Origin of the sequence: Kribbella sp. NBC_01510 (assembly GCF_045040325.1) — a bacterium.
Taxonomy (GTDB): domain Bacteria; phylum Actinomycetota; class Actinomycetes; order Propionibacteriales; family Kribbellaceae; genus Kribbella.
Genome location: NZ_CP109418.1, coordinates 3,563,243 through 3,586,594, shown reverse-complemented (window position 1 = coordinate 3,586,594; position 23,352 = coordinate 3,563,243). Strand labels below are relative to the sequence as shown.

Annotated in this window: 23 protein-coding genes; 7 read left to right on the top strand and 16 right to left on the bottom strand. The window is 68.4% G+C overall.

The window, feature by feature from the left end; translation table 11 throughout:
• Window positions 1-797: 797 nt before the first annotated feature.
• The 5 genes from OG558_RS17855 to OG558_RS17835 are packed head-to-tail and all read right to left on the bottom strand — an operon-like array spanning window position 798 to window position 5,750.
• The gene (locus OG558_RS17855) at window positions 798-1,517 is read right to left on the bottom strand and encodes a FadR/GntR family transcriptional regulator (protein ID WP_405071265.1); all 720 of its coding nucleotides are present in this window, start codon (window positions 1,515-1,517) and stop codon (window positions 798-800) included.
• A gap of 9 nt (window positions 1,518-1,526) precedes the next feature.
• The gene (locus tag OG558_RS17850; RefSeq protein ID WP_405071264.1) at window positions 1,527-2,306 is read right to left on the bottom strand and encodes a 3-oxoacyl-ACP reductase; all 780 of its coding nucleotides are present in this window, start codon (window positions 2,304-2,306) and stop codon (window positions 1,527-1,529) included.
• Window positions 2,307-3,653 (bottom strand): aldehyde dehydrogenase family protein, encoded by a 1,347-nt coding sequence (locus OG558_RS17845; protein WP_329484453.1) that lies wholly within the window; start codon window positions 3,651-3,653, stop codon window positions 2,307-2,309.
• Window positions 3,650-4,411 (bottom strand): gamma-glutamyl-gamma-aminobutyrate hydrolase family protein, encoded by a 762-nt coding sequence (locus OG558_RS17840; protein ID WP_405071263.1) that lies wholly within the window; start codon window positions 4,409-4,411, stop codon window positions 3,650-3,652. Before OG558_RS17840 ends, OG558_RS17845 begins: the two co-directional genes overlap by 4 nt.
• Window positions 4,392-5,750, bottom strand: coding sequence for a glutamine synthetase family protein (locus tag OG558_RS17835; protein ID WP_405071262.1), 1,359 nt, complete (start codon window positions 5,748-5,750; stop codon window positions 4,392-4,394). Before OG558_RS17835 ends, OG558_RS17840 begins: the two co-directional genes overlap by 20 nt.
• A 188-nt stretch (window positions 5,751-5,938) precedes the next feature.
• Between OG558_RS17835 and OG558_RS17830 the strand changes: the two genes are divergently transcribed.
• Both OG558_RS17830 and OG558_RS17825 read left to right on the top strand, forming a co-directional pair.
• The gene (locus OG558_RS17830) at window positions 5,939-6,913 is read left to right on the top strand and encodes a zinc metalloprotease (protein WP_405071261.1); all 975 of its coding nucleotides are present in this window, start codon (window positions 5,939-5,941) and stop codon (window positions 6,911-6,913) included.
• 46 nt (window positions 6,914-6,959) lie between these two features.
• Window positions 6,960-8,093 carry a D-alanyl-D-alanine carboxypeptidase family protein gene (locus tag OG558_RS17825; protein WP_405071260.1) on the top strand — a complete coding sequence of 378 codons (1,134 nt, stop codon included), beginning with the start codon at window positions 6,960-6,962 and terminating at the stop codon, window positions 8,091-8,093.
• Window positions 8,094-8,096: 3 nt separating this feature from the next.
• Here OG558_RS17825 and OG558_RS17820 read toward each other — a convergent pair whose 3' ends face one another.
• Genes OG558_RS17820 through trpS form a run of 3 tightly spaced genes read right to left on the bottom strand, consistent with a single transcriptional unit; the run spans window position 8,097 to window position 10,773 of the window.
• Window positions 8,097-9,137, bottom strand: coding sequence for a YihY/virulence factor BrkB family protein (locus OG558_RS17820; RefSeq protein WP_405071259.1), 1,041 nt, complete (start codon window positions 9,135-9,137; stop codon window positions 8,097-8,099).
• 60 nt (window positions 9,138-9,197) lie between these two features.
• Window positions 9,198-9,710 (bottom strand): 2'-5' RNA ligase family protein, encoded by a 513-nt coding sequence (locus tag OG558_RS17815; RefSeq protein ID WP_329484447.1) that lies wholly within the window; start codon window positions 9,708-9,710, stop codon window positions 9,198-9,200.
• Window positions 9,711-9,717: 7 nt separating this feature from the next.
• Complete coding sequence (gene trpS, locus OG558_RS17810) at window positions 9,718-10,773, bottom strand: tryptophan--tRNA ligase (RefSeq protein ID WP_405071258.1); 1,056 nt, start codon at window positions 10,771-10,773, stop codon at window positions 9,718-9,720.
• 72 nt (window positions 10,774-10,845) lie between these two features.
• On the opposite strand from trpS, the gene OG558_RS17805 reads away from it, so the two are divergent.
• Window positions 10,846-11,391 carry an alpha/beta hydrolase gene (locus OG558_RS17805; RefSeq protein WP_405071257.1) on the top strand — a complete coding sequence of 182 codons (546 nt, stop codon included), beginning with the start codon at window positions 10,846-10,848 and terminating at the stop codon, window positions 11,389-11,391.
• A gap of 1 nt (window position 11,392) precedes the next feature.
• On the opposite strand, the gene OG558_RS17800 is transcribed toward OG558_RS17805, so the two are convergent.
• The 6 genes from OG558_RS17800 to OG558_RS17775 form a co-directional block, all read right to left on the bottom strand.
• A complete protein-coding gene (locus tag OG558_RS17800) occupies window positions 11,393-11,794 on the bottom strand; it encodes a hypothetical protein (RefSeq protein WP_329484444.1) in 402 nt (133 codons plus the stop codon).
• Window positions 11,795-11,890: 96 nt separating this feature from the next.
• Complete coding sequence (ngcE, locus tag OG558_RS17795; protein ID WP_405071256.1) at window positions 11,891-13,240, bottom strand: N-acetylglucosamine/diacetylchitobiose ABC transporter substrate-binding protein; 1,350 nt, start codon at window positions 13,238-13,240, stop codon at window positions 11,891-11,893.
• 13 nt (window positions 13,241-13,253) lie between these two features.
• Window positions 13,254-14,144, bottom strand: a complete 891-nt coding sequence (locus tag OG558_RS17790; RefSeq protein WP_405071255.1) for a carbohydrate ABC transporter permease — start codon at window positions 14,142-14,144, stop codon at window positions 13,254-13,256.
• Window positions 14,141-15,142 (bottom strand): carbohydrate ABC transporter permease, encoded by a 1,002-nt coding sequence (locus tag OG558_RS17785; RefSeq protein WP_405071254.1) that lies wholly within the window; start codon window positions 15,140-15,142, stop codon window positions 14,141-14,143. The genes OG558_RS17790 and OG558_RS17785 overlap by 4 nt, the downstream gene beginning before the upstream one ends.
• The gene (gene ngcE / locus OG558_RS17780) at window positions 15,139-16,557 is read right to left on the bottom strand and encodes an N-acetylglucosamine/diacetylchitobiose ABC transporter substrate-binding protein (protein ID WP_329484440.1); all 1,419 of its coding nucleotides are present in this window, start codon (window positions 16,555-16,557) and stop codon (window positions 15,139-15,141) included. The genes OG558_RS17785 and ngcE (OG558_RS17780) overlap by 4 nt, the downstream gene beginning before the upstream one ends.
• A 23-nt stretch (window positions 16,558-16,580) precedes the next feature.
• On the bottom strand, window positions 16,581-17,372 hold the full coding sequence (locus tag OG558_RS17775) for an SIS domain-containing protein (protein ID WP_329484439.1): 792 nt from the start codon (window positions 17,370-17,372) through the stop codon (window positions 16,581-16,583).
• A 210-nt stretch (window positions 17,373-17,582) separates the two neighbouring features.
• Here OG558_RS17775 and OG558_RS17770 point away from each other — a divergent pair, with 210 nt between their 5' ends.
• Complete coding sequence (locus OG558_RS17770; protein WP_405071253.1) at window positions 17,583-18,617, top strand: N-acetylglucosamine kinase; 1,035 nt, start codon at window positions 17,583-17,585, stop codon at window positions 18,615-18,617.
• On the opposite strand, the gene OG558_RS17765 is transcribed toward OG558_RS17770, so the two are convergent.
• Window positions 18,614-18,997 (bottom strand): YciI family protein, encoded by a 384-nt coding sequence (locus OG558_RS17765; protein WP_405071252.1) that lies wholly within the window; start codon window positions 18,995-18,997, stop codon window positions 18,614-18,616. The genes OG558_RS17770 and OG558_RS17765 overlap by 4 nt on opposite strands.
• A gap of 203 nt (window positions 18,998-19,200) precedes the next feature.
• On the opposite strand from OG558_RS17765, the gene OG558_RS17760 reads away from it, so the two are divergent.
• The 3 genes from OG558_RS17760 (at window position 19,201) to OG558_RS17750 (ending at window position 22,073) form a co-directional block, all read left to right on the top strand.
• Complete coding sequence (locus OG558_RS17760) at window positions 19,201-20,043, top strand: alpha/beta fold hydrolase (protein ID WP_405071251.1); 843 nt, start codon at window positions 19,201-19,203, stop codon at window positions 20,041-20,043.
• A 162-nt stretch (window positions 20,044-20,205) separates the two neighbouring features.
• Window positions 20,206-20,799 (top strand): helix-turn-helix domain-containing protein, encoded by a 594-nt coding sequence (locus OG558_RS17755; RefSeq protein WP_328523884.1) that lies wholly within the window; start codon window positions 20,206-20,208, stop codon window positions 20,797-20,799.
• On the top strand, window positions 20,799-22,073 hold the full coding sequence (locus OG558_RS17750) for an MFS transporter (RefSeq protein WP_405071250.1): 1,275 nt from the start codon (window positions 20,799-20,801) through the stop codon (window positions 22,071-22,073). Before OG558_RS17755 ends, OG558_RS17750 begins: the two co-directional genes overlap by 1 nt.
• Here the strand turns inward: OG558_RS17750 and OG558_RS17745 are convergent.
• Entirely contained in the window at window positions 22,015-23,343 is a 1,329-nt protein-coding gene (locus tag OG558_RS17745) for a hemolysin family protein (protein WP_405071249.1), read from the bottom strand. The two genes, OG558_RS17750 and OG558_RS17745, sit on opposite strands and share 59 nt — an antisense overlap.
• Window positions 23,344-23,352: the final 9 nt, after the last annotated feature.

The window sequence follows — 23,352 nt, the reverse complement described above, 5'->3', positions numbered from 1 at the left end:
AGGGCGGCACGATCGTGCCGGGGCACTGATGGCCCACGCGGTCGCGACAAAGTTCAACCGCCTGCCACGCAAGACCACGACAAGCGGTTGAAAGTTGCTGGGTCCAGATGTGCTGGGTCCAGATGGATTCGAGCCCGCGAACCTCGCACCCGACTCGCCCCGCTGCCAGCCGCCCTTCGGAGCTGAGCACCTGGCCGAGCCTTGGGGGCTCGGACAGGAAATGGTGGCCTGGGACTGGTTATTTCCTGTCCGAGGCCCCGACGCCCCGGCCCCACCCCCGACACCCGGCCAACCGCAGGCGACCAGCGGTCCGCCCGACCGAGGCCGACCTGGACGGCCTGCGCGGCCGCGCTGGGAGGGGCCGGGCTGGGCCGGGCTGGGAGGGGCCGGGCTGGGCCGGGCTGGGAGGCCGGGCTGGGCGTTGGGGGCTTGGGCGGCCGGGCTGGGAGGGGCCGGGCTGGGCCGGCCTGGGCGTTGGGGGCTTGGACAGGAACTGGTGGCCTGCGACCGGCTATTTCCTGTCCGAGGCCCCGACACCCCCGGCCCCACCCCCGACACCCGGCCAACCGCAGGCGACCAGCGGTCCGCCCGACCGAGGCCGAGCTGGGCGGCCTGCGCGTCCGGGCTGGGCGGGCGGGGCCGGGCAGGGCCCGGCGTTGGGGGCTTGGACAGGAACTGGTGGCCTGCGACTGGTTATTTCCTGTCTCGGGCCCCGTTGTCCTGGCCCAGGTCCCGAGAGCCGGCCGGCGGGAACAGCAAACAGCCGCGCGAGGAAAGTCGGAGGGGTTGTCGAGGAATCAGGCGAGGAAGGCTCTCAGCAGGGCGGCCGTCCCGGACAGGTGCTCCTGCATCGCGCGCCGTGCCACCTCGGGATCGTCGGCGAGGATGGCGTCGACGATTGCCTGATGCTGGTCGTTCGAGTGCTGGATATTCCTTTCCAGCAAGGGGATCGCGTCCAGGAGTTCGTTCAGACGCATGCGGACGTCGGCGGTCGCGGACGTCAGCGACGGAGAGCCGGTCACCTCCGCGATGGCCAGATGCAGCCGGGAGTCGAGCCGGCGGTAGTCGGCCAGTGTCGCGGCCGACGTCTCCGCCAGGCAGCGGCACAAGTGCTCCCGCTCGGCCTCCGACAACGCCCGCGCGGCGGCAGCTTCGGCGGCACCGGTTTCGAGCGCGGAACGCAGTACGAGCGCGTCCTCCAGCCCATCGCCCAGCTCTCGAGCCAGACGTTTCGCCCGGGTACGGCGGGGCTTCGGCAGGTGCTCGTTGACGAAGGTACCGCCGTACCGGCCGCGCCGGGACTCGACGTACCCGGCCTCGGCGAGCGCGTGGATCGCCTCCCGGAGGGTGACCCGGCTGACGTTCAGGCGGGCGGCCAGGTCGCGTTCGGACGGCAGCCGGTCGCCTGGGACGACGACGCCGAGCTTGATTGCCTGCAGCAACCGCTCGACCGCCTCCTCGAACGGGTTCCCGGTCCGCACCGGCCGGAACACCGCGTCGTCTGCCTGGCCAATCATGATCTCAGCCTAGAGCGGAGTCACATAGGCGCCTGAGATTCCACCGTCGACGAGGAACGTGTTGGCGGTGATGAAGGAGGCGTCGTCGCTGGCCAGGAAGGCGACCGCGGCCGCGATCTCCTCCGGCTCGCCGAACCGGCCCATCGGGACGTGCACCAGCCGGCGCTGCGCCCGCTCCGGGTCCTTCGCGAACAGCTCGGTCAGCAGCGGCGTGTTCACCGGTCCCGGGCAGAGCGCGTTGACCCGGATCCCCTGCCGGGCGAACTCGACCCCGAGCTCGCGGCTCATCGCCAGTACGCCGCCCTTGGACGCGGAGTACGAGATCTGCGACGTGGCCGCGCCCATCACCGCGACGAACGACGCGGTGTTGATGATCGAGCCCTTGCCCTGCCGTTGCATGTAAGGGATCGCGGCCTTGCAGCACAGGTACACCGAGGTCAGGTTGACCTCCTGGACCTTCCGCCACGCCTCCAGCCCGGTGTCCAGGATCGAGGCGTCGTCGGGCGGCGAGATGCCCGCGTTGTTGAACGCGATGTCCACGCTGCCATAGGTGTCGAAGGCCTGCTTGAACAAGTTGTCCACCGCGGCCGCGTCGGTGACGTCGGTCGCGACGAACAGCCCGCCGGTCTCGTCCGCAGCGGCCTTGCCGGCGGCCGGGTCGAGGTCGCCGATCACGACCTTCGCTCCCTCGGCGGCGAGCCGCCGTACGGTGGCCAGGCCGATCCCGCTCCCGCCGCCGGTCACCACCGCGACGCGACCCTCGAGCCGGCTCGCCTTCACGTCACTCATTCAGTCCTCCGTGCTGATGAAGATGTTCTTGGTCTCGGTGAACGCGGCCAGCGCGTCCGGACCGAGCTCGCGGCCGAGACCGGACTGCTTGTACCCGCCGAACGGCGTCGAGTACCGGACCGACGAGTTCGAATTGACCGACAGGTTGCCGGCCTCGACGCCGCGGCTCACCCGCAGCGCGCGGCCGACGTCCCGGGTCCAGATCGAGCCGGACAACCCGTACTCGCTGTCGTTCGCGATCCGCACCGCGTCCGCCTCGTCCGTGAACGGGATCACCGCGACCACCGGCCCGAAGATCTCCTCCCTGATCGCCCTGTCGCCGGCAGCTGCGAGGACGGTCGGTGGGAACCAGAACCCAGGGCCAGTCGGCGCCGTCCCTTGGATCGCTGGATTGTCGACAAACGACGCGACCCGCTCGAGCTGACCTCGGGAGATCAACGGCCCCATCTCCGTCAGCGGATCACTCGGGTCCCCGACCTTGAAGCTCTTCACCGCCGGCTCGAGCAACTCCATGAAGCGGTCGTACGCCGACCGCTCGACCAGGATCCGCGATCGCGCACAACAGTCCTGCCCGGCGTTGTCGAACACGCCGTACGGCGCCTGGGCCGCAGCCTTCTCGAGATCCGCGTCGGCGAAGACGATGTTGGCCGATTTCCCCCCGAGCTCCAGCGTCACCCGCTTCACCTGGTCGGCACAGCCCGCCATGATCTGCTTCCCGACCACGGTCGACCCGGTGAAAACCACCTTGCGTACGGCGGGATGCGTGACGAACCGCTGTCCGACGACGGTGCCCTTGCCCGGCACGACCTCGAACACACCCGGCGGCAGCCCTGCCTCCAACGCCAACTCGCCGATTCTCAGAGCGGTCAACGGTGTGAGCTCGGCGGGCTTGAGGACAACAGTGTTGCCGGCGGCAAGGGCCGGGGCGAAACCCCAACCGGCGATGGGCATCGGGAAGTTCCACGGCACGATCACGCCGACCACACCGAGCGGCTCCTGGAAGGTAATATCGATGCCCCCGGCAACAGGTATCTGCCGGCCGAACAGGCGTTCCGGCGCGGCCGAGTAGTACGTGAGCACGTCGCGGACGTTGCCCGCTTCCCACCGGGCGTTGCCGATGGTGTGGCCCGCGTTCTCGACCTCCAGCGCGGCGAGATTCTCCAGGTCGGCGTCGACCGCGTCGGCGAACCGGCGGAGCAGCCGGCCACGATCCGCCGGGGTGACGTCCCGCCAGGTTTCGAAGGCCTTGGCGGCACGGGCGATCGCCTCGTCCGCCTCCTGCTCGGTGGCCAGGGCGATCGTGCGGACCACTTTCTCGGTGGCCGGGTTGATCACGTCGTACGTCATGCTGTGCTCCTGGTTGCGGCGATCAGTGCGGTGAACAGCCGCAGATCATCGGGGTTCTCCTCCGGGTGCCACTGCACTCCGAGGGCGAACGCGTGGCCGTCCACTTCGACCGCCTCGACGGTCCCGTCACCGGCCCGGGCGGTGACGGTCAGGCCCGGCGCGAGTACGTCGATGGCCTGGTGGTGGTAGCAGCGCACGCCGGCGCGGTCGCCGAGGATCCGGCCTGCGAGCGAGTCGGGCTCGAGCTTGACCTCGGTCGTGCCGAAGACCGCGGGCGAAGGGCGGTGCTCGTCGTGCGTGATCACGTCGGGCAGGTGCTGGTGCAACGTCCCGCCGAGCGTGACGTTGAGCATCTGCAGACCGCGGCAGATCGCGAGCAGCGGGAGATCCCGGTCGAGTGCGCCCTGGATCAGCGTGCGTTCATGCTCGTCCCGGCCGGGCCTGGTGTCGACCGTTTCCGGGTGCGGCGTCGCGTCGTACGACGCTGGATCGACGTCGCACCCGCCCGCGATGATCAGGCCGTCCAGGAGATGCAGGACGGTCGGATCGGTCCCGACCGGCGGCAGTAACAGCGGCACCCCTCCGGCCGCGGCCACCGCATCCAGGTAGACGCGCGGCAGCAGCGCGGCGTCACGCTCCCAGATCCCCCAGATCGTCGGCTCCAGGTATGTGGTGATGCCGATCCTCGGATTGCCGACGGTCCTGTTGTCGACGGGTTGATTGTCGACAACAGGACGATCAGAGTCGTTCGAAGCCACGGATCCGCTCCCAGTCGGTGACGGCGGCGTCGTACGCGTCGAGCTCGACCCGCGCGGTGTTGGTGTAGTGGTCGACCATCTCGTCGCCGAACGCCTCCCGGGCGAGCTTCGAGCCGGTGAACAGCGCGGCCGCCTCGCGCAGCGTGGACGGGACATGGTCCTTGTCGGACTCGTACGCGTTGCCCGCCAGCAGCGGCTCGAGGTCCAGCTCGTTCTCGATGCCGTGCAGGCCGGAGGCGATGATCGCGGCGACCGCGAGATACGGGTTCACGTCGCCGCCGGGGACGCGGTTCTCGACCCGGAGCGAGTCACCGTGACCGACCACGCGGAGCGAGCAGGTCCGGTTGTCCAGCCCCCAGGCGACCGCGGTCGGCGCGAAGCTGCCGCGGACGAAGCGCTTGTACGAGTTGATGTTCGGCGCGAGCAGATAGGTGAACTCGGGCAGGCACGCGAGCTGGCCGGCGATGAACCGCTCCATCAGCTCGGAGAACCCGTGGTCCCGGTCGCCCGCGAGTACGGCGTCACCGTCGGTGGAGCGGAAGCTGAGGTGGATGTGACACGAGTTGCCCTCGCGTTCGTCGTACTTCGCCATGAAGGTCAGGCTCTTGCCGTGCTTCGCGGCGATCTCCTTCGCACCGGTCTTGTAGATCGAGTGGTTGTCGCAGGTCACCAGGGCCTCGTCGTACCGGAAGGCGATCTCGTGCTGGCCGAGGTTGCACTCCCCCTTCGCGGACTCGACGTACAGGCCGGCGCCGGTCATGGCTTTGCGGATGTCTCGCAGCAGTGGTTCGATCCGCGCGGTGCCGAGGAGGGAGTAGTCGACGTTGTACTGATTCACCGGGGTGAGGTCGCGGTAGCGCTTGTCCCAGGCCGACTCGAACGTGTCGTCGAAGACGATGAACTCCAGCTCGGTCCCGACGTACGCCCTCAGATTCTTCTCGGCCAGGCGCTCCAGTTGCTTCCGCAGCACCTGCCGGGGCGCGGCCACCACGGGCGTCCCATCCAGCCACTGCACGTCACACAGCACCATCGCCGTACCTTCGAGCCACGGCACCAGCCGGAGGGTGTCGAGATCAGGCGCCATCACCATGTCGCCGTACCCCCGCTCCCAGGACGACATCGCGTAACCGCCCACGGTGTTCATTTCCACGTCCACCGCGAGCAGGTAGTTGCACCCCTCGGTCCCGTGCTTCAGCACCTCCTCCAGGAAGTACCGCCCCCCACACCGCTTCCCCTGCAACCGCCCCTGCATATCCGTGATCGCGACGAGCACAGTGTCGACCTGCCCGCGAGCCACGAGATCCCGCAACTCCTGCACACCCAACCTGCCACCGCTCACGACCACTCCCGGCATTCTATTGGTCTACCGACAGTCCATTGACTCAAGCCGCGGCACAGATGTCAACGCGGCGTGGTGGTGCCGTGGCACTGTGCGGACAGTGAACAGCTAGGCACTGTGCGGGATCGTGGGGAAAATCTCGGGATTCGGCCGCACCGCCCAAGCGGCCCGATCTCGGAGGACGCATCATGCGGTTTTCACTTCCTTCCCCGCCCCACGGCCCCGGTCCTTTCATCACCCGTCCCCGCGCCCTGGCCGTGTTGATCGCCGGTACGGCGCTCGCGTTCAGCCCACTCGGAGGCCAGGCGACCGCGCAGTTGCCGGCCGACCAGGTGGGGAAGCCGTGTCTCGCGCCGGCCGAGGGTCCCTCGGCTCGTGGTGGGTTCGGCGCCGACCACCGGGAGTTGTCGGCAGCCGAGCAGAAGGCGATCGATGCCAGGACGGCGGAGATCCTCAAGGCCAAGGCGGCCCGTGGACTGGCTCCCAAGGCCGGCACGCTGGCTGCGGCGAGCGTTCCGGTCTACGTCCACGTGATGCGGAGCAGCTCCGGCGCCGGTGACGTGACCGCGACCCAGATCAACCAGCAGATCGCCGAGCTGAACCAGGACTACGCCGGCGGCGAGTCGTCGCAGGCCGCGAACACCGGCTTCACGTTCTACCTGGCCGGCACCGACCGGTTCAACAACAACACCTGGCACCGCGACGGCCAGAGCACGACGTACCGGTCACAAACGCGCAAGGGTGGCAAGAACGCCCTGAACATCTGGCTGGTCGACTTCTCCTACCTTGGCATCGCGACGTTCCCGTGGGACTACGCGAGCAACCCGTCGATCGACGGCATCCGGGTGCAGTACAGCTCGCTGCCCGGCGGCTCCGCGACCAACTTCAACCTCGGCAAGACCGCGTCCCACGAGGCCGGTCACTGGTTCGGGCTCTACCACACCTTCCAGGGCGGTTGCACGAGCACGAACGACTCCGTGTCCGACACGCCGGCCCAGAGCAGCGCCAGCAGCGGCTGCCCGACCGGCCGGGACTCCTGCTCGCTGCCGGGTGTCGACCCCATCCACAACTACATGGACTACTCCTACGACTCCTGCTACAACCAGTTCACTCCGGGCCAGAGCACCCGCATCAGCAACATGTGGACTGCCTATCGGGCATGAGACCCGACTGTGACATCTGCCCCACGAGGCAACTAGAGTGCGGCCGATGCGTTTGCTTCTGACGGGCTGCGCGGCCGCCGCACTGGTGGTCACCGGACCTCTGACAGCGACCGCCGCCGACCAGGGCTCACAAGGCCCGGTCGGCGGCGACCTGCTGACCGCGAAGCCGACGGTCGTCGCCGATGGGGCGGCACCGCCGGCCGTCCAGGCATCCGCGTACGTCGTCGCCGACCTCGACACCGGCGCCGTACTGGCCGCCAAGGCACCGCATGCCAAGCTGCGGCCCGCCAGCACCCTCAAGACCCTGACGGCCCTCGTCCTGCTACCACGGCTCAAGAAGACCGACCAAGTAGTCGGTACAGACGCCGACGCCGGGATCATCGGCAGCAAGGTCGGTGTCTACCCGGGACTGACGTACACGGTCGACCTGCTCTTCCAGGGCATGTTCCTGGCCTCCGGGAACGACGCGGTGCACGCACTGTGCGCGCACGACCAGGGCGGCATACCGGCAACCATCCAGCGGATGAACCAGAAGGCCGCCGAGATCGGCGCACTCGACACCCACGTGACCGACCCGACCGGCCTCGACGCCGACGGGCAGTACTCCAGCGCCTACGACCTGGCCCTGTTCGCACAGAACGGCCTGGGCCGCCCGGACTTCGCGAAGTATGCGTCGACGAAGTACACGGCCTTCCCGAACGCAGGCAAGGGCAAGGGCACCTACCAGGTCGCGAACCAGAACAAGCTGCTGTTCAGCTACGACGGCGCACTGGGCGTCAAGACCGGCTACACCACGCTGGCCCGCAACACGTTCGTCGGAGCGGCCCGACGCAACGGGCACACGCTGGTGGTGACCATGATGAACGCGCCGCACGGCATCACCGAGGACGCCAGCAACTTGCTCACCTGGACGTTCGACAACTACGGCAAGCTCACCCCGGTCGGCAGCCTGGTCAAGCCCGCGGTGAAGCCCAAGTCCGCACCCCAGCCCGCTGACGGCAAGAAGACCGAATCCTCCGGTACGACGCACCCGCCGCGCAGCCGCACAGTCCTGAACCCCGGCCAGGCCGTGCAGTCCCTGGCCTTCCGCGTCCCTGCCTGGGCCTACGCCGGCCCGCCCGTACTGCTCCTGAGTCTCTTCCTCCGCCGCCCACGCACCCTGCGCCGGCGCCGTCACTGAGGCCTAACGCCGAAGCGAACGAGCGGCCTTGCCGACCTGCGCGGCCAGAACGGACACGGTGACGCCCAGCACTGCACCGGCGGCGACCGCGACGGTATCGGCCTTCCGCTGCGGCACCGGCACCACTTTGTAGCGCTTTCCAGGCGGCCCGAGCAGCAGCGGCTCTTCCACCGGCTCTGGCTCCAGCGGCTCCGGCTCGGGCTCGACCTCGCCCGGAGCACGGGCGTCCAGGGTCGCCTCCTTGGTCCACGCCGCGATGACCATGATCGCGCGCGTCAGCAGGTAGATCCACACCAACAACGCCAGCGGCAGGGCCAGAGTGCCGTACGCTGCGTTCGTCCCGATGACGTGGGTCACATACAGACTGCCGAGCTTCTGCGCGAGGTAGTACAGGATGCCGCCGGCCAGTGCTGCGATCAGCGCGACCTTCCCCGGCAGGATGATCCCCGGCAGGGCCGTCTGCAGGTAGAGGATCAGGATGGCACCTGTCACGATGCCTAACACGACGCTGCAGACGGTCAGAAAGCTCCCGTCCAGATTCGTCCGGTCGACGATCCGCTGCGTCAGCGCGGACAGAACCGACGAGACACCGGTGGAAATCAAGGCGATCAGGCCCAGACCGACGAGGGCGACGAAGTCCCAGAGCTTCACCATCACGAAGTTGCCGGGCTGGTCGTCCAATTCGTGCATCGACCGGATCGAGGCCCGCATCGAGTCGATCCAGCCGAGCCCGGTGAACAGCAGCGCGACAGCGGAGATCAGTCCGATGGTGCCGGCGTGGGCGATCAGCGAGTCGATGTCGATCTGGTTGTCGATGCCGGGGAGGTTCTGGTGCAGAGTGTCCTTGAGCGTGTCGACCGCTTCGTCGCCGAGCAGCACACCGGTGATCGCAGCGGCCAGCACGATCAGCGGGAACATCGACAGGAACCCGAAGAAGGTCGTTGCCCCGGCCAACCGGTTGCCCCGGCAGTTGCCGTACCGCTGCCAGGCCCGCCACACCTGGGTCTTGCCGAACCACTGCCACGCCGCCTTGATGATCCCCATACCGCTCCTGTACCCGAGAGTGCCGGGCCTAGCCTGCCAGCCGGCTAGGTCGCCAGTGGATTAGGTTGCCAGTGGGAAGGCGCGCTGCGGCCGCCACACGCCGTCGGCGCCGTGCTCGTAGCGGCTGAAGAACTCGACGTCGAACGAGCAGTCGTATTCGGCCAGGGCGTCGTACGCACGGTCCAGCGCATCCTTGTCCAGGTCATGGGCGACCGTGACATGGGGGTGGTACGGGAACCGCAGCTCGACCTCGAGCGGGCCGGACCGGACCTGGGACTGCAGCACCTCGCAGGACGAGATGCCCTCGGCCAGCGGGACGAACACGACCGGCGAGATCGGCCGGAAGGTCGCCGTACCGCGCAGGCGGATCCGGAAGCTCGGGAACCGGGCGGCCACCGCGAGCAGGTGCTCGTCGATCCGGCGCAGGTCGGCGTCGTCGATCTCGGTCGGCGGCAGCAGGGTCACGTGGGTGGGGATCGACGCGGCCATCGGATCGCCGAACTCGGCCCGGTACTTCTGCAGCTCCGAGCCGTAGGGTTCCGCGATCGGGATCGCGACACCGATCGTCGCCATCCGGGGCCTACCGGCCCACTGCCGGACCGGGCACGAAGCCCAGCCGGTCGTAGACCCGTTGCAGGGTCGGCTCGGTGACCGCGCGGGCACGCTCGGCGCCGGCGGCCAGGATCCCGTCCAGCTGCGCCGTGTCGTCGAGATAGCCCAGCGTCTTCTCCCGGAACGGCGTGACGAACTCGACCACGACCTCGGCCAGGTCCTTCTTGAAGTCGCCGTACCCGCGGCCGGCGTACTCGTCCTCGAGCTCGCTGATCTTGCGGCCGGTCAGGGCCGAGTAGATGGTCAGCAGGTTGGCCACGCCGGCCTTGTTCTCCGGGTCGAAGACGACGTCGCGGCCGGAGTCGGTGACGGCGGAGCGGATCTTCTTCGCGCTCACCTTCGGGTCGTCCAGCAGGTCGATGATCCCGGCCGGGGACGAGCTCGACTTGCTCATCTTGGCGCTCGGGTCCTGCAGGTCCCCGATCTTCGCGGTCTCCTTCACGATGTACGGCTCCGGCAGCCGGAACGTCTTGCCGAACCGGTGGTTGAACCGCTGGGCCAGGTCGCGGGTCAGCTCCAGGTGCTGGCGCTGGTCCTCACCGACCGGGACGCGGTCGGCCTGGTAGATCAGGATGTCCGCGGCCTGCAGGATCGGGTACGTGAACAGGCCGACCGTGGCGCGGTCGGTGCCGCCCTTGGCGGACTTGTCCTTGAACTGCGTCATCCGGCTGGCCTCACCGAATCCGGTCAGGCAGCCGAGCACCCAGGCCAGCTGGGCGTGCTCGGGCACATGCGACTGGACGAACAGGGTCGAGCGCTCCGGATCGATGCCGGCCGCGAGCAGCTGCGCGACCGAGCGGCGGGTCCGCTCCCGCAGCGCCTTCGGCTCGTACTCCACCGTGATCGCGTGCAGGTCGACGACGCAGTAGAACGCGTCATGGTCGTCCTGCAGGGCCACCCACTGCCGCAACGCGCCGAGGTAGTTGCCGAAGTGGAAGGAGTCCGCCGTCGGCTGGATCCCGGACAGCACCCGAGGGCGACGCTGGGAACCGGCTGCGGAGGGGTCAGACGCAGCTAGGGACATGCACCCGATTCTGCCAGCGCCTCCAGTCCACGCCACACCGGGGCGGACCCCTCGCCCCATAGAGTCGGCCCTATGACTTCTCGTACGGCCGTTGTCCTCCCCGGCGGGCAGAACGGCCCGGCCGCTCCGCTGCCGATGTTCGCCTCCGACGCGGCCGAACACCGGGGTGCGAGCGTGCAGCCCGTGTGGTGGGACGAGCCCGATCGCCCGCTCAGCCTCACCGAGGCAGAGCGCGGTCCCTGGGTCCTGCCACAGGCTGCGAAGGCCCTGGCAGCCGCCACCGGCGACGTGCTGCTGATCGGCAAGTCGCTCGGCACTCACGCCTCCGTGCTGGCCGCCGAGCGAGGATTGCCGGCGGTCTGGCTCACACCTGTGCTGACGAGCGACTGGGTGGTCGACGGCCTCCGCCGGTCGACCGCGCCGTTCCTGCTGGTCGGCGGTACGGCGGACCCGTTGTGGGACTCGGCTCTCGCTCGTGAGCTCACGCCGTACGTGCTGGAAGTGCCGGAGGCGGACCACGGGATGTATGTGCCGGGCCGGCTCGCGGAGTCGGCTGCCGTGCTGGGCCAGGTGGCCACTGCCGTGGAGGACTTTCTCGACCAGGTCGTCTGGCTCTAGGTCACCAGGACCAGCCGCGGGACGCCAGTTCCTGTTCCTCGAGCCAGCGTTTGGCTTCGCCGCGCTTCAGGTCGCCCTCTTCGGAGACGCCGGCCATCCGGCAGGCCTCGTCGAGGAGGTCGTCGTACGCCGCCTCGAGGGCCATCAGCTTGTGAGCTTTCGCGTACATCCGGGTGGCCTCGACCCGGCGGATCTCCCCGGCGAGATGACCGAGCCTGGTCTGCAGACGCAGGGTGTCGAACGGATCGGGCTCAGGGGCGGGCCGAGGGTGGATCCGCCCCGCGAGACCGTTCACCGACCGCTGCAGACGGCGGCGCCAGCGCGAGGGCGGCGGCTGCGGCAGCAGAAGGTTGAGCAGCACGCAGAGCCCCAGGAACACGAGCAACACCACTACCCACGCCATCGATCTCACCTGCCACCTTCGAGGGTAGTTCGGCGCGCGGCGGACGGCGATAGTGTTTTTGCCCTATCCGGTCGAAGTTAGATTGCCGTAACCCAATCAGTCCCGGTGGTACTTGGTGACTGCTTTGTCTTGTTTGGTTCGGTCGGCGGCGGACTGGATGCGGGCGGTCCATTCGGACAGTTGCAGGCCGCCGGCGAGGAATTGGCCCGTGACCTGGGCGGCGGTTTCGGCGAAGGCGGGGTACCAGCTGTCGAAGTACCACGTGATCACCTGGTCGCCGGCTGCGGTGAGCAGGTCGCGGGCCGAGCGCAGCGCCGTACCGATCTCCAGGCCGTCGGCCGCGCCGCGGACGATCGTGAGCTGGTTGGACTCCGAGGTGACCTGGGCCGCGACGTCCTTCGAGAGCGTGGCCCGCAGGTATTCCAGGCCGCCGGCCTTGTTCTTCGCCTGCTCCGGCACCAGGTACGGCGCGGTCGCCGCGACGTGGAGACCCCGGCCCAGCGCCGCCGACCCGTCCAGGGCTGGTACGCCGATCAGGGTCAGCCCGAAGTTCTGCGGGATCAGCGCCTTCATCTCGTTCTCGAGCCAGTTGCCGCACGGCAGCAGACCGGCCTTCGAGGCCAGGAAGCGCTTCTGCGAGCCGATGTGGTCGAAGCCGGCGCTGCCCGGCGCGATCAGCCCGCGTTTCACGAGCTCGCCGACCGCGGTGATCGCGCGGGTGACGCTCTCGTCCTTCCAGGCGCCGTCGTCGAGGTTGTCGATCCGCTTCACCACGTCGTGGCCGCCGGCCTTGGCGGCGAGGGTGAGCACCATTTCGAGCACGTAGTACGGATGCGCGCCCGCGTAGACGAACGGGCCGAGGCCGGCCGCCTTCATATCGGTGCCGAGGGCAAGCAGTTCCGGCCAGGTGCGGGGCACGTCCCAGCCGTTGCGCTGGAACAGACTGGCCGAGTACCACAGGCCGTACACAGTGGCGACGTAGTTGACGGTCCGCTGGGTCCCGTCGTACTGCCCGGCGTCCAGCATCCCCGGGAGCAGGCTGTCCTCGACCTTCGCGTTCGCGTTGTCCCAGGCCGGTGCGTTGAGCAACGATCGCAGATCCGCCAGCTGGTTCTCCTTCACCAGCCGGCCGAGCTCCAGCGCCTGGTCCCCGGTGCTCAGCACCACATCCGGCGGATTCCCCGCCGCGAACCGCGGCAACAGCGCATTCGCGAGCTGCGCGTTCACCGTCGGCGACACCGTGGCGCTCGCGTACTTCTTCCGGTACGCCGCGGCCGCGAAGCCGCCGTACTCCTCGCCGATCGCGACGTCGACGGGCGCGGATCCGTCGACCATGAACGGGTTGCCGGGCGACGCGGTCGAGCCGGTGCCCGTCGTACCCGACGAGCACCTGCTCAGGACCGCTCCGGCCAGCGCGCTCTGCAACAACGTCCGCCGTGTCAGCATCACGGCACGCTACCTACTTCACGCCGCCGGCGGTGACGGAGACCTGCAGTTGACGCTGGAAGATGATGTAGACCACCAGAACCGGCGCCACTGTGATCACCACGGCCGCGAACAGGGCGCCGAAGTCCACCGCATAACCGGCTTGCGATGCGAACGAGGCCATGCCCTGCGAGAGCACGTAGTTGTTCGAGTCGGTGTTCAGGGCGACGGGGAGCAGGAACTGGTTCCACAACCCCAGGAAGTTGAAGATGGCGACCGACGCCATCCCCGGCCGCGCCATCGGTAACATCACCGAGAAGAACGTGCGCCACTCACCTGCCCCGTCGATCTGCGCCGCCTCGTACACCTCGCCCGGCAGCGCCTTGAAGAAGCTGTGCAGGAAGAAGACGGTGAACGGCAGCGCGAACGCGACGTACGTGATGATCAGCCCTGGGAGGGTGTTGAGCAGCGCGAGGTTCTTCAGCACGAAGAACAGCGGCACGATCGCCAGGAAGACCGGGAACGTCAGCCCAGCCAGCATGGAGTAGTAGATCAGCCGGTTGCCGCGGAACGAGAACCTGGCCAGCACGTACGCGCACATGGCACCCAGGATCATCACCAGCACCAGCGCGGAGCCGACGACGACCACCGTGTTCGCGAAGTAGCGACCGATGCCGGCCGTCGTCCAGGCGCTGGCGTAATTGCTGAATTGCAGTTTGCCCGGCAGTGACAGTGGGTTGCCCAGGATCTCCTGCGTCGTCTTGAACGAGGACAGCAACGTCCACAGCAGCGGCAGGATCACCAACAGCGACCACAGGATCAGCGCGATGTGGGCGGTCGTGGCAACGCGCTTGCCCTCCGGGGCCTGCTTGTCCGGCGCGCGGGACCCGGCGACGAATTCGGCCCGGTCGGCGGTGGTTGTCATCGGCGTGCCTTCACCTTCCGCTCACGTCCGCCGGTCAGGGCGTTCACCACGAAGACCACGAGCGCGAACAGCAGCGTCACGGTGGCCAGGACCACGCCCATCGCCGTCGAGTAACCGAACTGCCCCTTGGTGAAGGCCGTGGTGAACAGTTGCTGGGGCATGACCAGCGTCGAGTTCTGCGGGCCGCCGCCGGGGTTCAGCGCCTGCATGTAGACGAAGGCGTCGAGGGCGGCGATGCCGAGATAGATGTACGCCGTCTGCACGTTGTCGCGGATCAGCGGCACCGTCAGGAACACCGCGGTGCGGAACCGGCCGGCGCCGTCGATCCGGGCAGCCTCGAACACCTCGGGATCGATGCCCCGGATGGCCGCGATGAACAGCACCATGTAGAAGCCGACGAAGCCCCAGATCATCACGAACATCGACACCGGCATCGCGGTCCGCGCGTCACCGAGCCACGCGTAGTTCTCGAACTGGTGCAGCCCGATCTTCGACAGCACCGCGTCCAGCAAGCCCGAGCCCGGCGTGAACACCTGTGCCCAGATAAGGCCGATCACGATCGCGGGGATCACGTACGGGAAGAACGAGACGATCCGGTAGAAGCCGGAGTTGCGCAGTCCGCGGACGGTCCCGGTGCCCGAGCCGCCGATCGTCACCAGCGTGGCAAGGGTCAGCGCCAGCACGATCGTCACGATCGGCACGACGATCGCCAGCTCGATGTTGTTGCGCACGGCCTTCAGGAAGATGTCGTCGTGGAACAGCTTGACGTAGTTGTCGAAGCCGACGAAGTTCATCTTCGAGCTGAACCCGGACCAGTCGGTCAGCGAGTACCACAGCGCCTGCACGAACGGAGAGACCACGAAGATCACGAAGATCGCCAGCGGCAGGCCGAGGAAGACGACCATGAAGCTGACCCGGTCGAAGGTCAGCGGCCGGCGCCGCCGGGGGGCGGACCGCTTGGGTCCGCCCCCCGGCACGACAGTGTGCGACACGGTCACGCCGTGACCGGGATCTTCTTGACGGAGCTGTCGTTGCGCACCTTGTCCGTGATCTCCTGCAGGCCCTTCGTCAGGCCAGCTGCGTCGAGCTGGCCGGACAGGAACGAGTTCCAGACCACGAGGTTGTCGGTGTTCATGCCGTACAGGCTGACGAACTGGTAGTCGAAGATGTTCGTGCCGGCGGCGTCCAGCATCGCGATCTGCGACTGCAGCGCGGTCGAACCGAAACCGTCCGCGGGAACAAGACCCTTGACGATCGTCGGCGCCAGCCGCGTCTTGGCGAAGTTGGTCGCCGCCTCCTTGGACAGCATGGCCCGCAGGATCTCCTTGCCGCCGGCAACGTTCTTGCCCTTGGACGGGACGATGAACGGCTCACCGGCCGCACTGCGCAGCGCCGCGTACGGCAGCTTCGGGCTCTCGGTCAGCGTGGGCTCGGGGATGCCCTTCATCTGGAACCCGCTCTTGGTGGCCTTCTTCATCTCGTTCTCGATCCACGAGCCCGAGGGGTAGAGGATGGCCTGCTGGTCGTTGCTCCACTTCGCCTGGGCGGCGGTGAACTGGGTGCCGGCGCCGCCGGGGACGAAGTAGCCGTTCTTGACCATGGTCTCCAGGGCCTTGAAGACGCTCTGGAGCTGCGGCTGCGACCAGCAGTTCTCCTCCAGGTTCCCCAGCGCCAGCCGGACCTCGTCGCCACCCTCCTTGATCGCGGAGTCGACGGCCAGGGTGTGGTAGTAGGTCGCGGCTTCCTTGCCCCAGACGAACAGGTACTTGCCCTTCGCCTTGGCCTTGGCGCCGAGGTCGAGCAGCGCGTCGTAGGTCTTCGGCAGCTCCCAGCTGTTCTCCTTGAACAGGCTCTCGGAGTACCACAGGCCGTAGAGGGTGAGCACGTAGTTCATGGCGACGAACTTGCCGTCGAAGGTACCGGGGACCTTGGCGCCGGGGTACAGGGTGTCGGCGATCTTCGTGCCCTCGTAGTTGTTGGCCTCGAAGACGTCGTCCAGCGGCGCGAGCTGGTCCAGGATCGTGCCGAAGCCGATCTGGGCCTTGCCGGAGTTGTCGATCAGGTCCGGCGGGTTGCCACCGACGAAGCGCGGCTGCAGCTGCTGGGCGATCTCGGTGGACGGAGCAACCTTGACCGTCGAGCCCGCTTGCTTCTGCTGAACGAGGTTGGCCGCGAACGTCACGTAGTCGTAGCCGTACCCACCATTGAAGATCACCGCCTCAACGGCCGACTTCTCCGCCATGCCGAACGGGTTGTCCGCGGTCTTGTCGGCGCCGCCACCGCTGGAACCGCTGTCGTTGCTGCCGCTACCGGCACAGGCGGCCAGAAGCGTGCTGCCGCCGGTCGCCAGCAAGGTGCCGACCGCTGCGCGCTGCAGGAACAGGCGCCGCGACAGGTTGTTGGGAGTGGTCATAGTCCTGCCTTCCAAGGAGGGTTTCACGCAGTACGCCGGATGCGACCGGCATACCTTGCTTCAAGGGCGTGGTTGTGTTCGTCGCCACCGGGGATGTTCGCGGACAGGTAGACCGGCGGCGTCTCGCCGGCGTCCGTCATCCGGCGCAGTACCTCGGCGACCAGCATCTGGGCGATCAGCGCGGCGGTGATGGACGACACCGCGCAGACCTTGCCACCGCCGTCGGGCAGGTCGAGCACGGAGTCGCCGTACGGCGCGTGGTTGTCCAGTACGACGTCGGCGAAGTCGATCAGCTTCTTGCCGGACGGGTGGCGCGAGTCCACCCCGCCGGTGTGCTGCAGCGAGGTGATCGCGATCAGCGGGTGGCCCTTCTCCTTCACCACCGACGCCAGCTCGACGATCGAACCGTTCACGCCGGAGTTGGAGGCGATCACGAACAGGTCCCCCGGCCGAGCCGCGGACAGCTCATAAAGCTTCCGGGAGTACGACGGGTCACGCTCGAGCTCAGCGCTGCCGAGCAACTCGGCGGGCTCGCCGCCGAGCAGGACAAGATCGCGCAGCGCGATCCGGTTGGTCGCGATCAGGCCGCCGGCGCGGCCGGCGATCTCCATCGCCAGCGCCTCGGAGTGGCCGGAACCGAAGGCCTGGATGACGCCGTCGGCGCGCAGCGCCGTGGTCATCAGGTCCGCGGCCTGCTGGATCGGTCCGTCGATCTGCTCGGTGACCGCGGCCAGGATCGGCGTCAGCGTGTGTACATATGCCTGCGCGCTCAGACCACCGGACTCTGCCGGTCCCCCGTGCTTACTGCTGGCCATCAGCGGCCCCCACCCCTCGATTAACCTGTTCGCTACGACACTCCCGGTGCCGACAAGTGCGCAACTTTGCGGTTTGCTGGACAGAACTTTTCTTACCTGGCAGCTAAAGTCAAGGCCGATCTCACTCTTCTCGCCGGATCGGAACCGTTGCGTAACCTTGTTCTCTTATGCTTGCTGAGAGGCTCTTTTGAGCAGTTTGGAGCATCGCGTATGTCGGTCGAACGCCCGCTGCCGGAACCTGCCGACCCAGTGGTCTCGATACCAGCAGCACTGGTGCTGGGCGGCGACCTCGGCGGCACCTCCACCCGGATCGTGATCGCGGACCCTGACGGCAACGTAGTCGGCCGGGGTGCCGCCGCGGGCGGAAACCCGACCAGTCATCCCGCAAGTGCGGCGGCCAACTTCGGTCAGGCGCTTCACGCGGCACTGGCCGGACTGGACCCGACCGCGGTCAAAGCAGCGGTGGTCGGCGTCGCCGGCGGCTCGGCGCTGGCGCGGCCCGACGTGGCAGCCCAGTTCGACGCCGCCTGGTCCGGCGTCGGCCTGACCATCAAGCCCGACTTCATCGGCGATCTCGAAGTGGCCTTCGCCTCCGGTACGGCGGAACCGGACGGGACCGTGCTGATCGCGGGGACCGGGAGCAACGCCGGACTGATGCGCAACCACCAGCTGGTACGGACCGCGGACGGGCACGGCTGGCTGCTCGGTGACGACGGGTCCGGATTCTGGCTCGGCCGGGAAGCAGTGCGCAGTGTGCTGCTCGCACTGGATCTGGGCGAACCACTCGGCCTGCTCGGGCAATCCGTCGTACAGGCGATCCTGCCCGACCGGGACGAGCATGCGATCGCGTTGCGCGAGGGATACGACGTACTGCGTGACGATTTGATCCGCACGGTGAACAGCCGGCCACCGGTCCTGCTCGCAGAGTTGGCACGGACCGTGGTGGCGGCGTACGAGCAGAACGACGAAACGGCACGCGCTCTGGTGAAACGCGCAGCCGAACTGCTCACAGCGACAGTCGGCCGGCTCCGGACAACGTCGGACAAAGGCCCGATGGTGCTCGCGGGCAGTGTCGCGGGCGAAGCCTCACCGGTCGGCCGCCTGATCAGGGACGCCATCCATCAGCACTTCTCCGGTGAGGTCCTGACCGCGAGGGACGGGGTCGGCGGCGCCACCTGGCTGGCCCTCGGCGCCCTCGACCCCGCCCTCGCGACCGGGGAGAACCACACCCGGCTGGTCAGTTAGTCGAAGACCGAGGCCGGGCGGACCTCCACCGCGACGAACTGAGCCTCCGGGATGGTGGCCGCGATCGCCTCGGCCCGCTCAGGGGTGGCGACATCGATGAGGAAGACGCCGGCGAGTTGCTCCTTGGCCTCGGAGTACGGGCCGTCGGTGGTCGCCCGGACGCCCTTGCGGACACGGACGACCCGAGTGCTGGACGGCGGCTCGAGCGGCACGGCCGTGACCAGCTCACCGGAGGTGTCCAACTCGTCGAGAAGGCTGTTCAGCTGAGCCTCCAGGGCATCGCGGGCCTTCTTCGGCAGCGCTTGGCCCTCGTCGGTGTACAGGAACGACGGGTGTCCCCAGGTGATCGGGTTGCTGTGAATGAGCAGCAGGTACTTCATGACTGGTTCCTTTCGGAGTCTGAGTGGATCTTCGCAGCAGAGGTCGGAGGCGGCCGCCAGGACTCGACATTTCACCTCCGGGCAAAACCTCGCGCCCGGCGGCGCCAGATGACGAACTCGCTCCGCTCGTTCGAATGTCGACTCCGTCCGTGGGCCTCCGACGTACCGCTCGCCAAGACCCCGACGAACCTAAGGTGAGCGATATGGACGAGACGGACCTCCGGCTGGCGGACGGCCGCACCCTGCACGTGTACGACAGCGCGCCCGGCGACACCGCCCGGCTGACGGTCGTCTGGCACCACGGCACGCCGAACCTGGGCGTCCCGCCGGAGCCGCTGTTCGAAGCCGGCGACTGGCTCGGCATCCGCTGGGTCTCGTTCGACCGGCCAGGGTACGGCGGTTCGACGCCGGCACCCGGACGCACGATGGCCTCGGTCGCGGCCGATCTGACCACAGTCGTGGACGCACTCGGGGTCGGCACCTTCGCGCTGATGGGCTACTCCGGCGGCGGCTCGTACGCCCTCGGCTCGGCCGCGGTCCTCGGCAAGCGGGTCGAGGCCGTCGCCACGTTCGCGGCCATCGCGCCGTACGACGCCGAAGGTCTCGACAGGTACGACGGGATGATCCCGTCCGGACTGGCGTCACTCCGGGCCGCGGCCGCGGGGAGGTCGGCGAAGGAGCGCCACGAGGCGTCGGGAGTGGAGTACGACCCGGAGTTCACCGAGGCGGACCTGGCCATGTTCGACGGGCCGTGGGGCTGGCTGGGGTCGGTCGCGGGTGACAAGTCGATGCCGAACGGTCCGGACGGGCTGATCGACGATGACTGTTCCTACGTAGTGCCCTGGGGCTGCGACCCGGCCACGATCACCGCTCCGACCCTCCTCGTCCACGGCACCGACGACGGCATCATCCCCAGCTCCCATGGCCGCTGGCTGGCCGACCACCTCCGCACCGCCGACCTCGACCTGCGTCCCGGCCTCGGCCACATCTCCGTCCTGGCCCACGCCGAGGACGCCCTCGAGTGGATCCGCGAACAGACCGGCTGACCGTACCGACGGACGGGTAGTGGTCGACCCCGGCAAGGCAGCCTGGGCGCGAACCATCGCTCTCGGGCGAGGCGACGCCCACCACTACCCGTTCTTCGGTCCGCGCGACAACATTCCAAGCAACGGCTTGACATCCGATTCAGGCTGTCGCATATTCCAAGCATGTCTTTGGAGAAGGATCCGCGGCGGACGCGGTTGCTGGCCGATCCGCTGGCTATTCGGGCGATGGCCCATCCGGTCCGGCTCGACCTGCAGTCGCTGCTCGGGCGGGAAGGGCCGATGACCGCGGCCGACGCGGCCCGGCGGCTCGGCATCAGCCAGGCGCTGGCGTCGCATCACCTGCGGCAGCTGGCGAAGTACGACTTCGTCGAACCGGCGCCGGGCAAGGACAACCGGGAGCGGCCGTGGCGGCTGGTGTCGACCTCGCAGTCGTGGCGCGACGCCGCCACGACTCCCGAGGGGGCGGCGGCAGCCGACGTCCTCGAGCAACTGCTGGCCGAGCGGGCGCTGGAGCGTCTCAGCCAATGGCAGCAGGAACGCACGACCGAGGACGCGGTCTGGCGGGACAACTCGGGCATCGGGCAGAGCGGGTTCTACCTGACCGCCGAGGAACTGTCCGAGCTCGTTACCCAGATCGACGCGTTGCTGCAGCGGTACGTCGACGAGCGGCCGATCGACGACAAGTCCACCCGCCCGCCGGGCAGCCGCCATGTCTCCATCACGCAGATCGTCACCATCACACCTGAGGAGCAGTGATGAAGGACCTGTGGGGCGTCCTCGCACGGCAGCGCGACTACCGGCTGATGCTGAGCGCCGGGCTGATCTCGCTGATCGGCGACTGGCTGCTGCGGACCGGGCTCGCGTTCCAGGTGTATGTGCTGACCGGATCCACGCTGGCCTCCGGCGGGCTGCTGCTGGCGTCGTTCGTGCCGCCGGTCGTGCTCGGCTCGCTGGCCGGAGTCTTCGTCGATCGCTGGGACCGGCGGAAGACGATGATCGTGACGAACGTACTCAACGCGCTGGTGTTGCTGCCGTTGCTCGCCGTCCGGGACGAGAGCGCGATCTGGATCGTGTACGGCGTCGTCCTCGCGCAGAGCTGTTTGCAGCAGTTCTTCAGCCCGGCCGAGCAGTCGCTGGTGCCGGTGCTGGTCGAGTCCGAGCAACTGGTGACGGCCAACGCCTTGAACGGTCAGATCCGCGACATCGCCCGCTTGGTCGGCGCCGCCCTGGGCGGCGTGTTCGCGGCGCTCGGTGGTCTCACCCTGCTGGGGTTGGCCGATGCCGGCACCTTCTTGATTGCCGTCGTCCTGGTCGCCGGCATGCGGCATCGCCGTACCCCACATGAGCACGACGAAGCGAGCGCGGCCGAGGAGGCTGGCGGGGCGATCCGCCGTCTGCGGGCCGAGTGGACCGAAGGTCTGCGGCTGTGCGTCGCGGGGCAGGCGATGCGGCTGTTGTTCGTCTTCTGCCTCGTCACCGGTGTCGGCGAAGGGATCATGAGCACGCTGTTCGCACCCTTCGTCAGCTCCGAGCTGGGCGGTGACGGTACGGCGTACGGCCTGATCGTCTCGTCGCAGGCGATCGGCGGCATCGTCGGCGGGCTGGTCGCCGCGGCCATCGGGTCACGGTTGCCTGCAGCAACAATGTGGGGCGTCGGTGCCTTCTTCTTCGGCCTGGTCGACCTGACGCTGTTCTGCTACCCGCTGATCTCGGACAGCCTGATCCCGGCCTTCGCCTGCATGATCGTCGTCGGACTCCCTGGCGCCTTCACGGTCGCCGGCATGATGACGGTGTTCCAGAACCTCACCCAGGACGGCACCCGCGGCCGCATCTTCGGCGCGATCACCGCCACCGAGTCCGTCGCCGTCCTGGTCGGCATCACCTCGGCCGGCTTCCTCGGCGACGCCGTCGGCATCATCCCCGTCCTGGTCTTCCAGGGCCTCGGCTACGTCGTCGGCGGCCTGGTCATCCTCAGTCGCCGGCAGGTGCTGGCTCCTCGGCCGGAACCGGCTCCTCCCCTGCCGGTTTGAGGCGGTGGATCCGGACCCGGGCCACCCGGCGGCCGTCCATCTCGATGACGGTGAGCGTGTGACCGTCGACGCGGGCCTCGTCACCGGTGGACGGCACCTTGCCGAGTTGGGCGGCGAGGAAGCCGCCGACGGTTTCGTAGGGGCCGTCGGGCAGCTCGACGCCGGTCTCGTCGGCGAAGTCGTCGAGGTTGAGCAGGCCGTCGACCTCGATGTCGCCGCTGCGCAACCGGGTGGTCTCGCCGGACTCCTCGTCGTACTCGTCCTTGATGTCGCCGATCAGTTCCTCGACCAGGTCCTCCAGCGTGACGATGCCCGCCGTACCGCCGTACTCGTCCAGGACGATGGCCAGATGGGTCGACACCCGGCGCATCTCGGTCAGCGTGGGCAGCAGCTTCGCGGTGTCCGGCAGCATCAGCACCTCGCGGGCCAGGTCGCCGACCCGGACCGAACGAGACGCGACCGCGGGGTCGAACAGGTCCCGGACGTGCACGAAGCCGACGATGTCGTCGGCCGAGCCGTTCATCACCGGGTAGCGCGAGTGCGGCCGCTCGGCGGCGAACTTGACCGCCTTGTACGCCGGCATCTCCGCGTCGACGAAGTCCACCTCGGTGCGCGGCAGCATCAGCTCGCGGAGTTGCCGGCCGCCGGCCTCGAACACATCGTCGACGATCCGGCGCTCCTCCTCACCGAGCGACTCGTGCGCGGAGACCAGGTCGCGCAGCTCCTCGTCGGACATCACCTCGCGGTTCGCGTTCGGGTCACCGCCGAGGGCACGGACCACCAGGTCGGTCGACCTCGACAGCAGCCAGATGACCGGGCGGGCGCCGGAGGCGATCTTGTCGACCAGCGGCGCCAGGCCGAGCGCGAACGTCTCGGCCCGCTGCAGCGCGAGCCGCTTGGCCGCGAGCTCGCCGATCACGATCGATACGTAGGAGATGCAGATCGTGATCAGCACCAGGGCGACTGTGTTGGCCACCGACTCGGGCAGGCCCAGCTTCTGCAGGTGCGGGGACAGGCCGTCGGCGAGCGTCGCGCCACCGAAGGCGGCGGACAGGAACCCCATCAGGGTCACGCCGATCTGGACGGCGGACAGGAACCGGTTCGGGTTGGCGGCCACCTTGGCCACGATCTCGCCACGCCGGCCGCGGTGCGACAGCGACTTGAGCTGGCTCTCGCGCAGCGAGACGAGCGCCATCTCGGCCGCGGCGAAGACCCCGCCGATCAGCACGAAGACCAGGATCAGGGCGATGTTGAGCAGGGTGACTTTCATGGTTCGGAG

Excerpts from the sequence above, each read along its gene's own strand:
- OG558_RS17800 (WP_329484444.1), bottom strand. The coding sequence starts at position 11,794 with ATGGCGTGGGTAGTGGTGTTGCTCGTGTTCCTGGGGCTCTGCGTGCTG.
- OG558_RS17775 (WP_329484439.1), bottom strand. The coding sequence starts at position 17,372 with ATGGCCAGCAGTAAGCACGGGGGACCGGCAGAGTCCGGTGGTCTGAGC.
- OG558_RS17790 (WP_405071255.1), bottom strand. The coding sequence starts at position 14,144 with ATGACAACCACCGCCGACCGGGCCGAATTCGTCGCCGGGTCCCGCGCG.
- OG558_RS17815 (WP_329484447.1), bottom strand. The coding sequence starts at position 9,710 with ATGGCGACGATCGGTGTCGCGATCCCGATCGCGGAACCCTACGGCTCG.
- OG558_RS17755 (WP_328523884.1), top strand. The coding sequence starts at position 20,206 with ATGTCTTTGGAGAAGGATCCGCGGCGGACGCGGTTGCTGGCCGATCCG.
- OG558_RS17765 (WP_405071252.1), bottom strand. The coding sequence starts at position 18,997 with ATGAAGTACCTGCTGCTCATTCACAGCAACCCGATCACCTGGGGACAC.
- OG558_RS17745 (WP_405071249.1), bottom strand. The coding sequence starts at position 23,343 with ATGAAAGTCACCCTGCTCAACATCGCCCTGATCCTGGTCTTCGTGCTG.
- ngcE (WP_329484440.1), bottom strand. The coding sequence starts at position 16,557 with ATGACCACTCCCAACAACCTGTCGCGGCGCCTGTTCCTGCAGCGCGCA.
- OG558_RS17750 (WP_405071250.1), top strand. The coding sequence starts at position 20,799 with ATGAAGGACCTGTGGGGCGTCCTCGCACGGCAGCGCGACTACCGGCTG.
- OG558_RS17770 (WP_405071253.1), top strand. The coding sequence starts at position 17,583 with ATGTCGGTCGAACGCCCGCTGCCGGAACCTGCCGACCCAGTGGTCTCG.
- trpS (WP_405071258.1), bottom strand. The coding sequence starts at position 10,773 with ATGTCCCTAGCTGCGTCTGACCCCTCCGCAGCCGGTTCCCAGCGTCGC.
- OG558_RS17805 (WP_405071257.1), top strand. The coding sequence starts at position 10,846 with ATGACTTCTCGTACGGCCGTTGTCCTCCCCGGCGGGCAGAACGGCCCG.
- OG558_RS17850 (WP_405071264.1), bottom strand. The coding sequence starts at position 2,306 with ATGAGTGACGTGAAGGCGAGCCGGCTCGAGGGTCGCGTCGCGGTGGTG.
- OG558_RS17820 (WP_405071259.1), bottom strand. The coding sequence starts at position 9,137 with ATGGGGATCATCAAGGCGGCGTGGCAGTGGTTCGGCAAGACCCAGGTG.
- OG558_RS17825 (WP_405071260.1), top strand. The coding sequence starts at position 6,960 with ATGCGTTTGCTTCTGACGGGCTGCGCGGCCGCCGCACTGGTGGTCACC.
- OG558_RS17830 (WP_405071261.1), top strand. The coding sequence starts at position 5,939 with ATGCGGTTTTCACTTCCTTCCCCGCCCCACGGCCCCGGTCCTTTCATC.
- ngcE (WP_405071256.1), bottom strand. The coding sequence starts at position 13,240 with ATGCTGACACGGCGGACGTTGTTGCAGAGCGCGCTGGCCGGAGCGGTC.
- OG558_RS17855 (WP_405071265.1), bottom strand. The coding sequence starts at position 1,517 with ATGATTGGCCAGGCAGACGACGCGGTGTTCCGGCCGGTGCGGACCGGG.
- OG558_RS17760 (WP_405071251.1), top strand. The coding sequence starts at position 19,201 with ATGGACGAGACGGACCTCCGGCTGGCGGACGGCCGCACCCTGCACGTG.
- OG558_RS17845 (WP_329484453.1), bottom strand. The coding sequence starts at position 3,653 with ATGACGTACGACGTGATCAACCCGGCCACCGAGAAAGTGGTCCGCACG.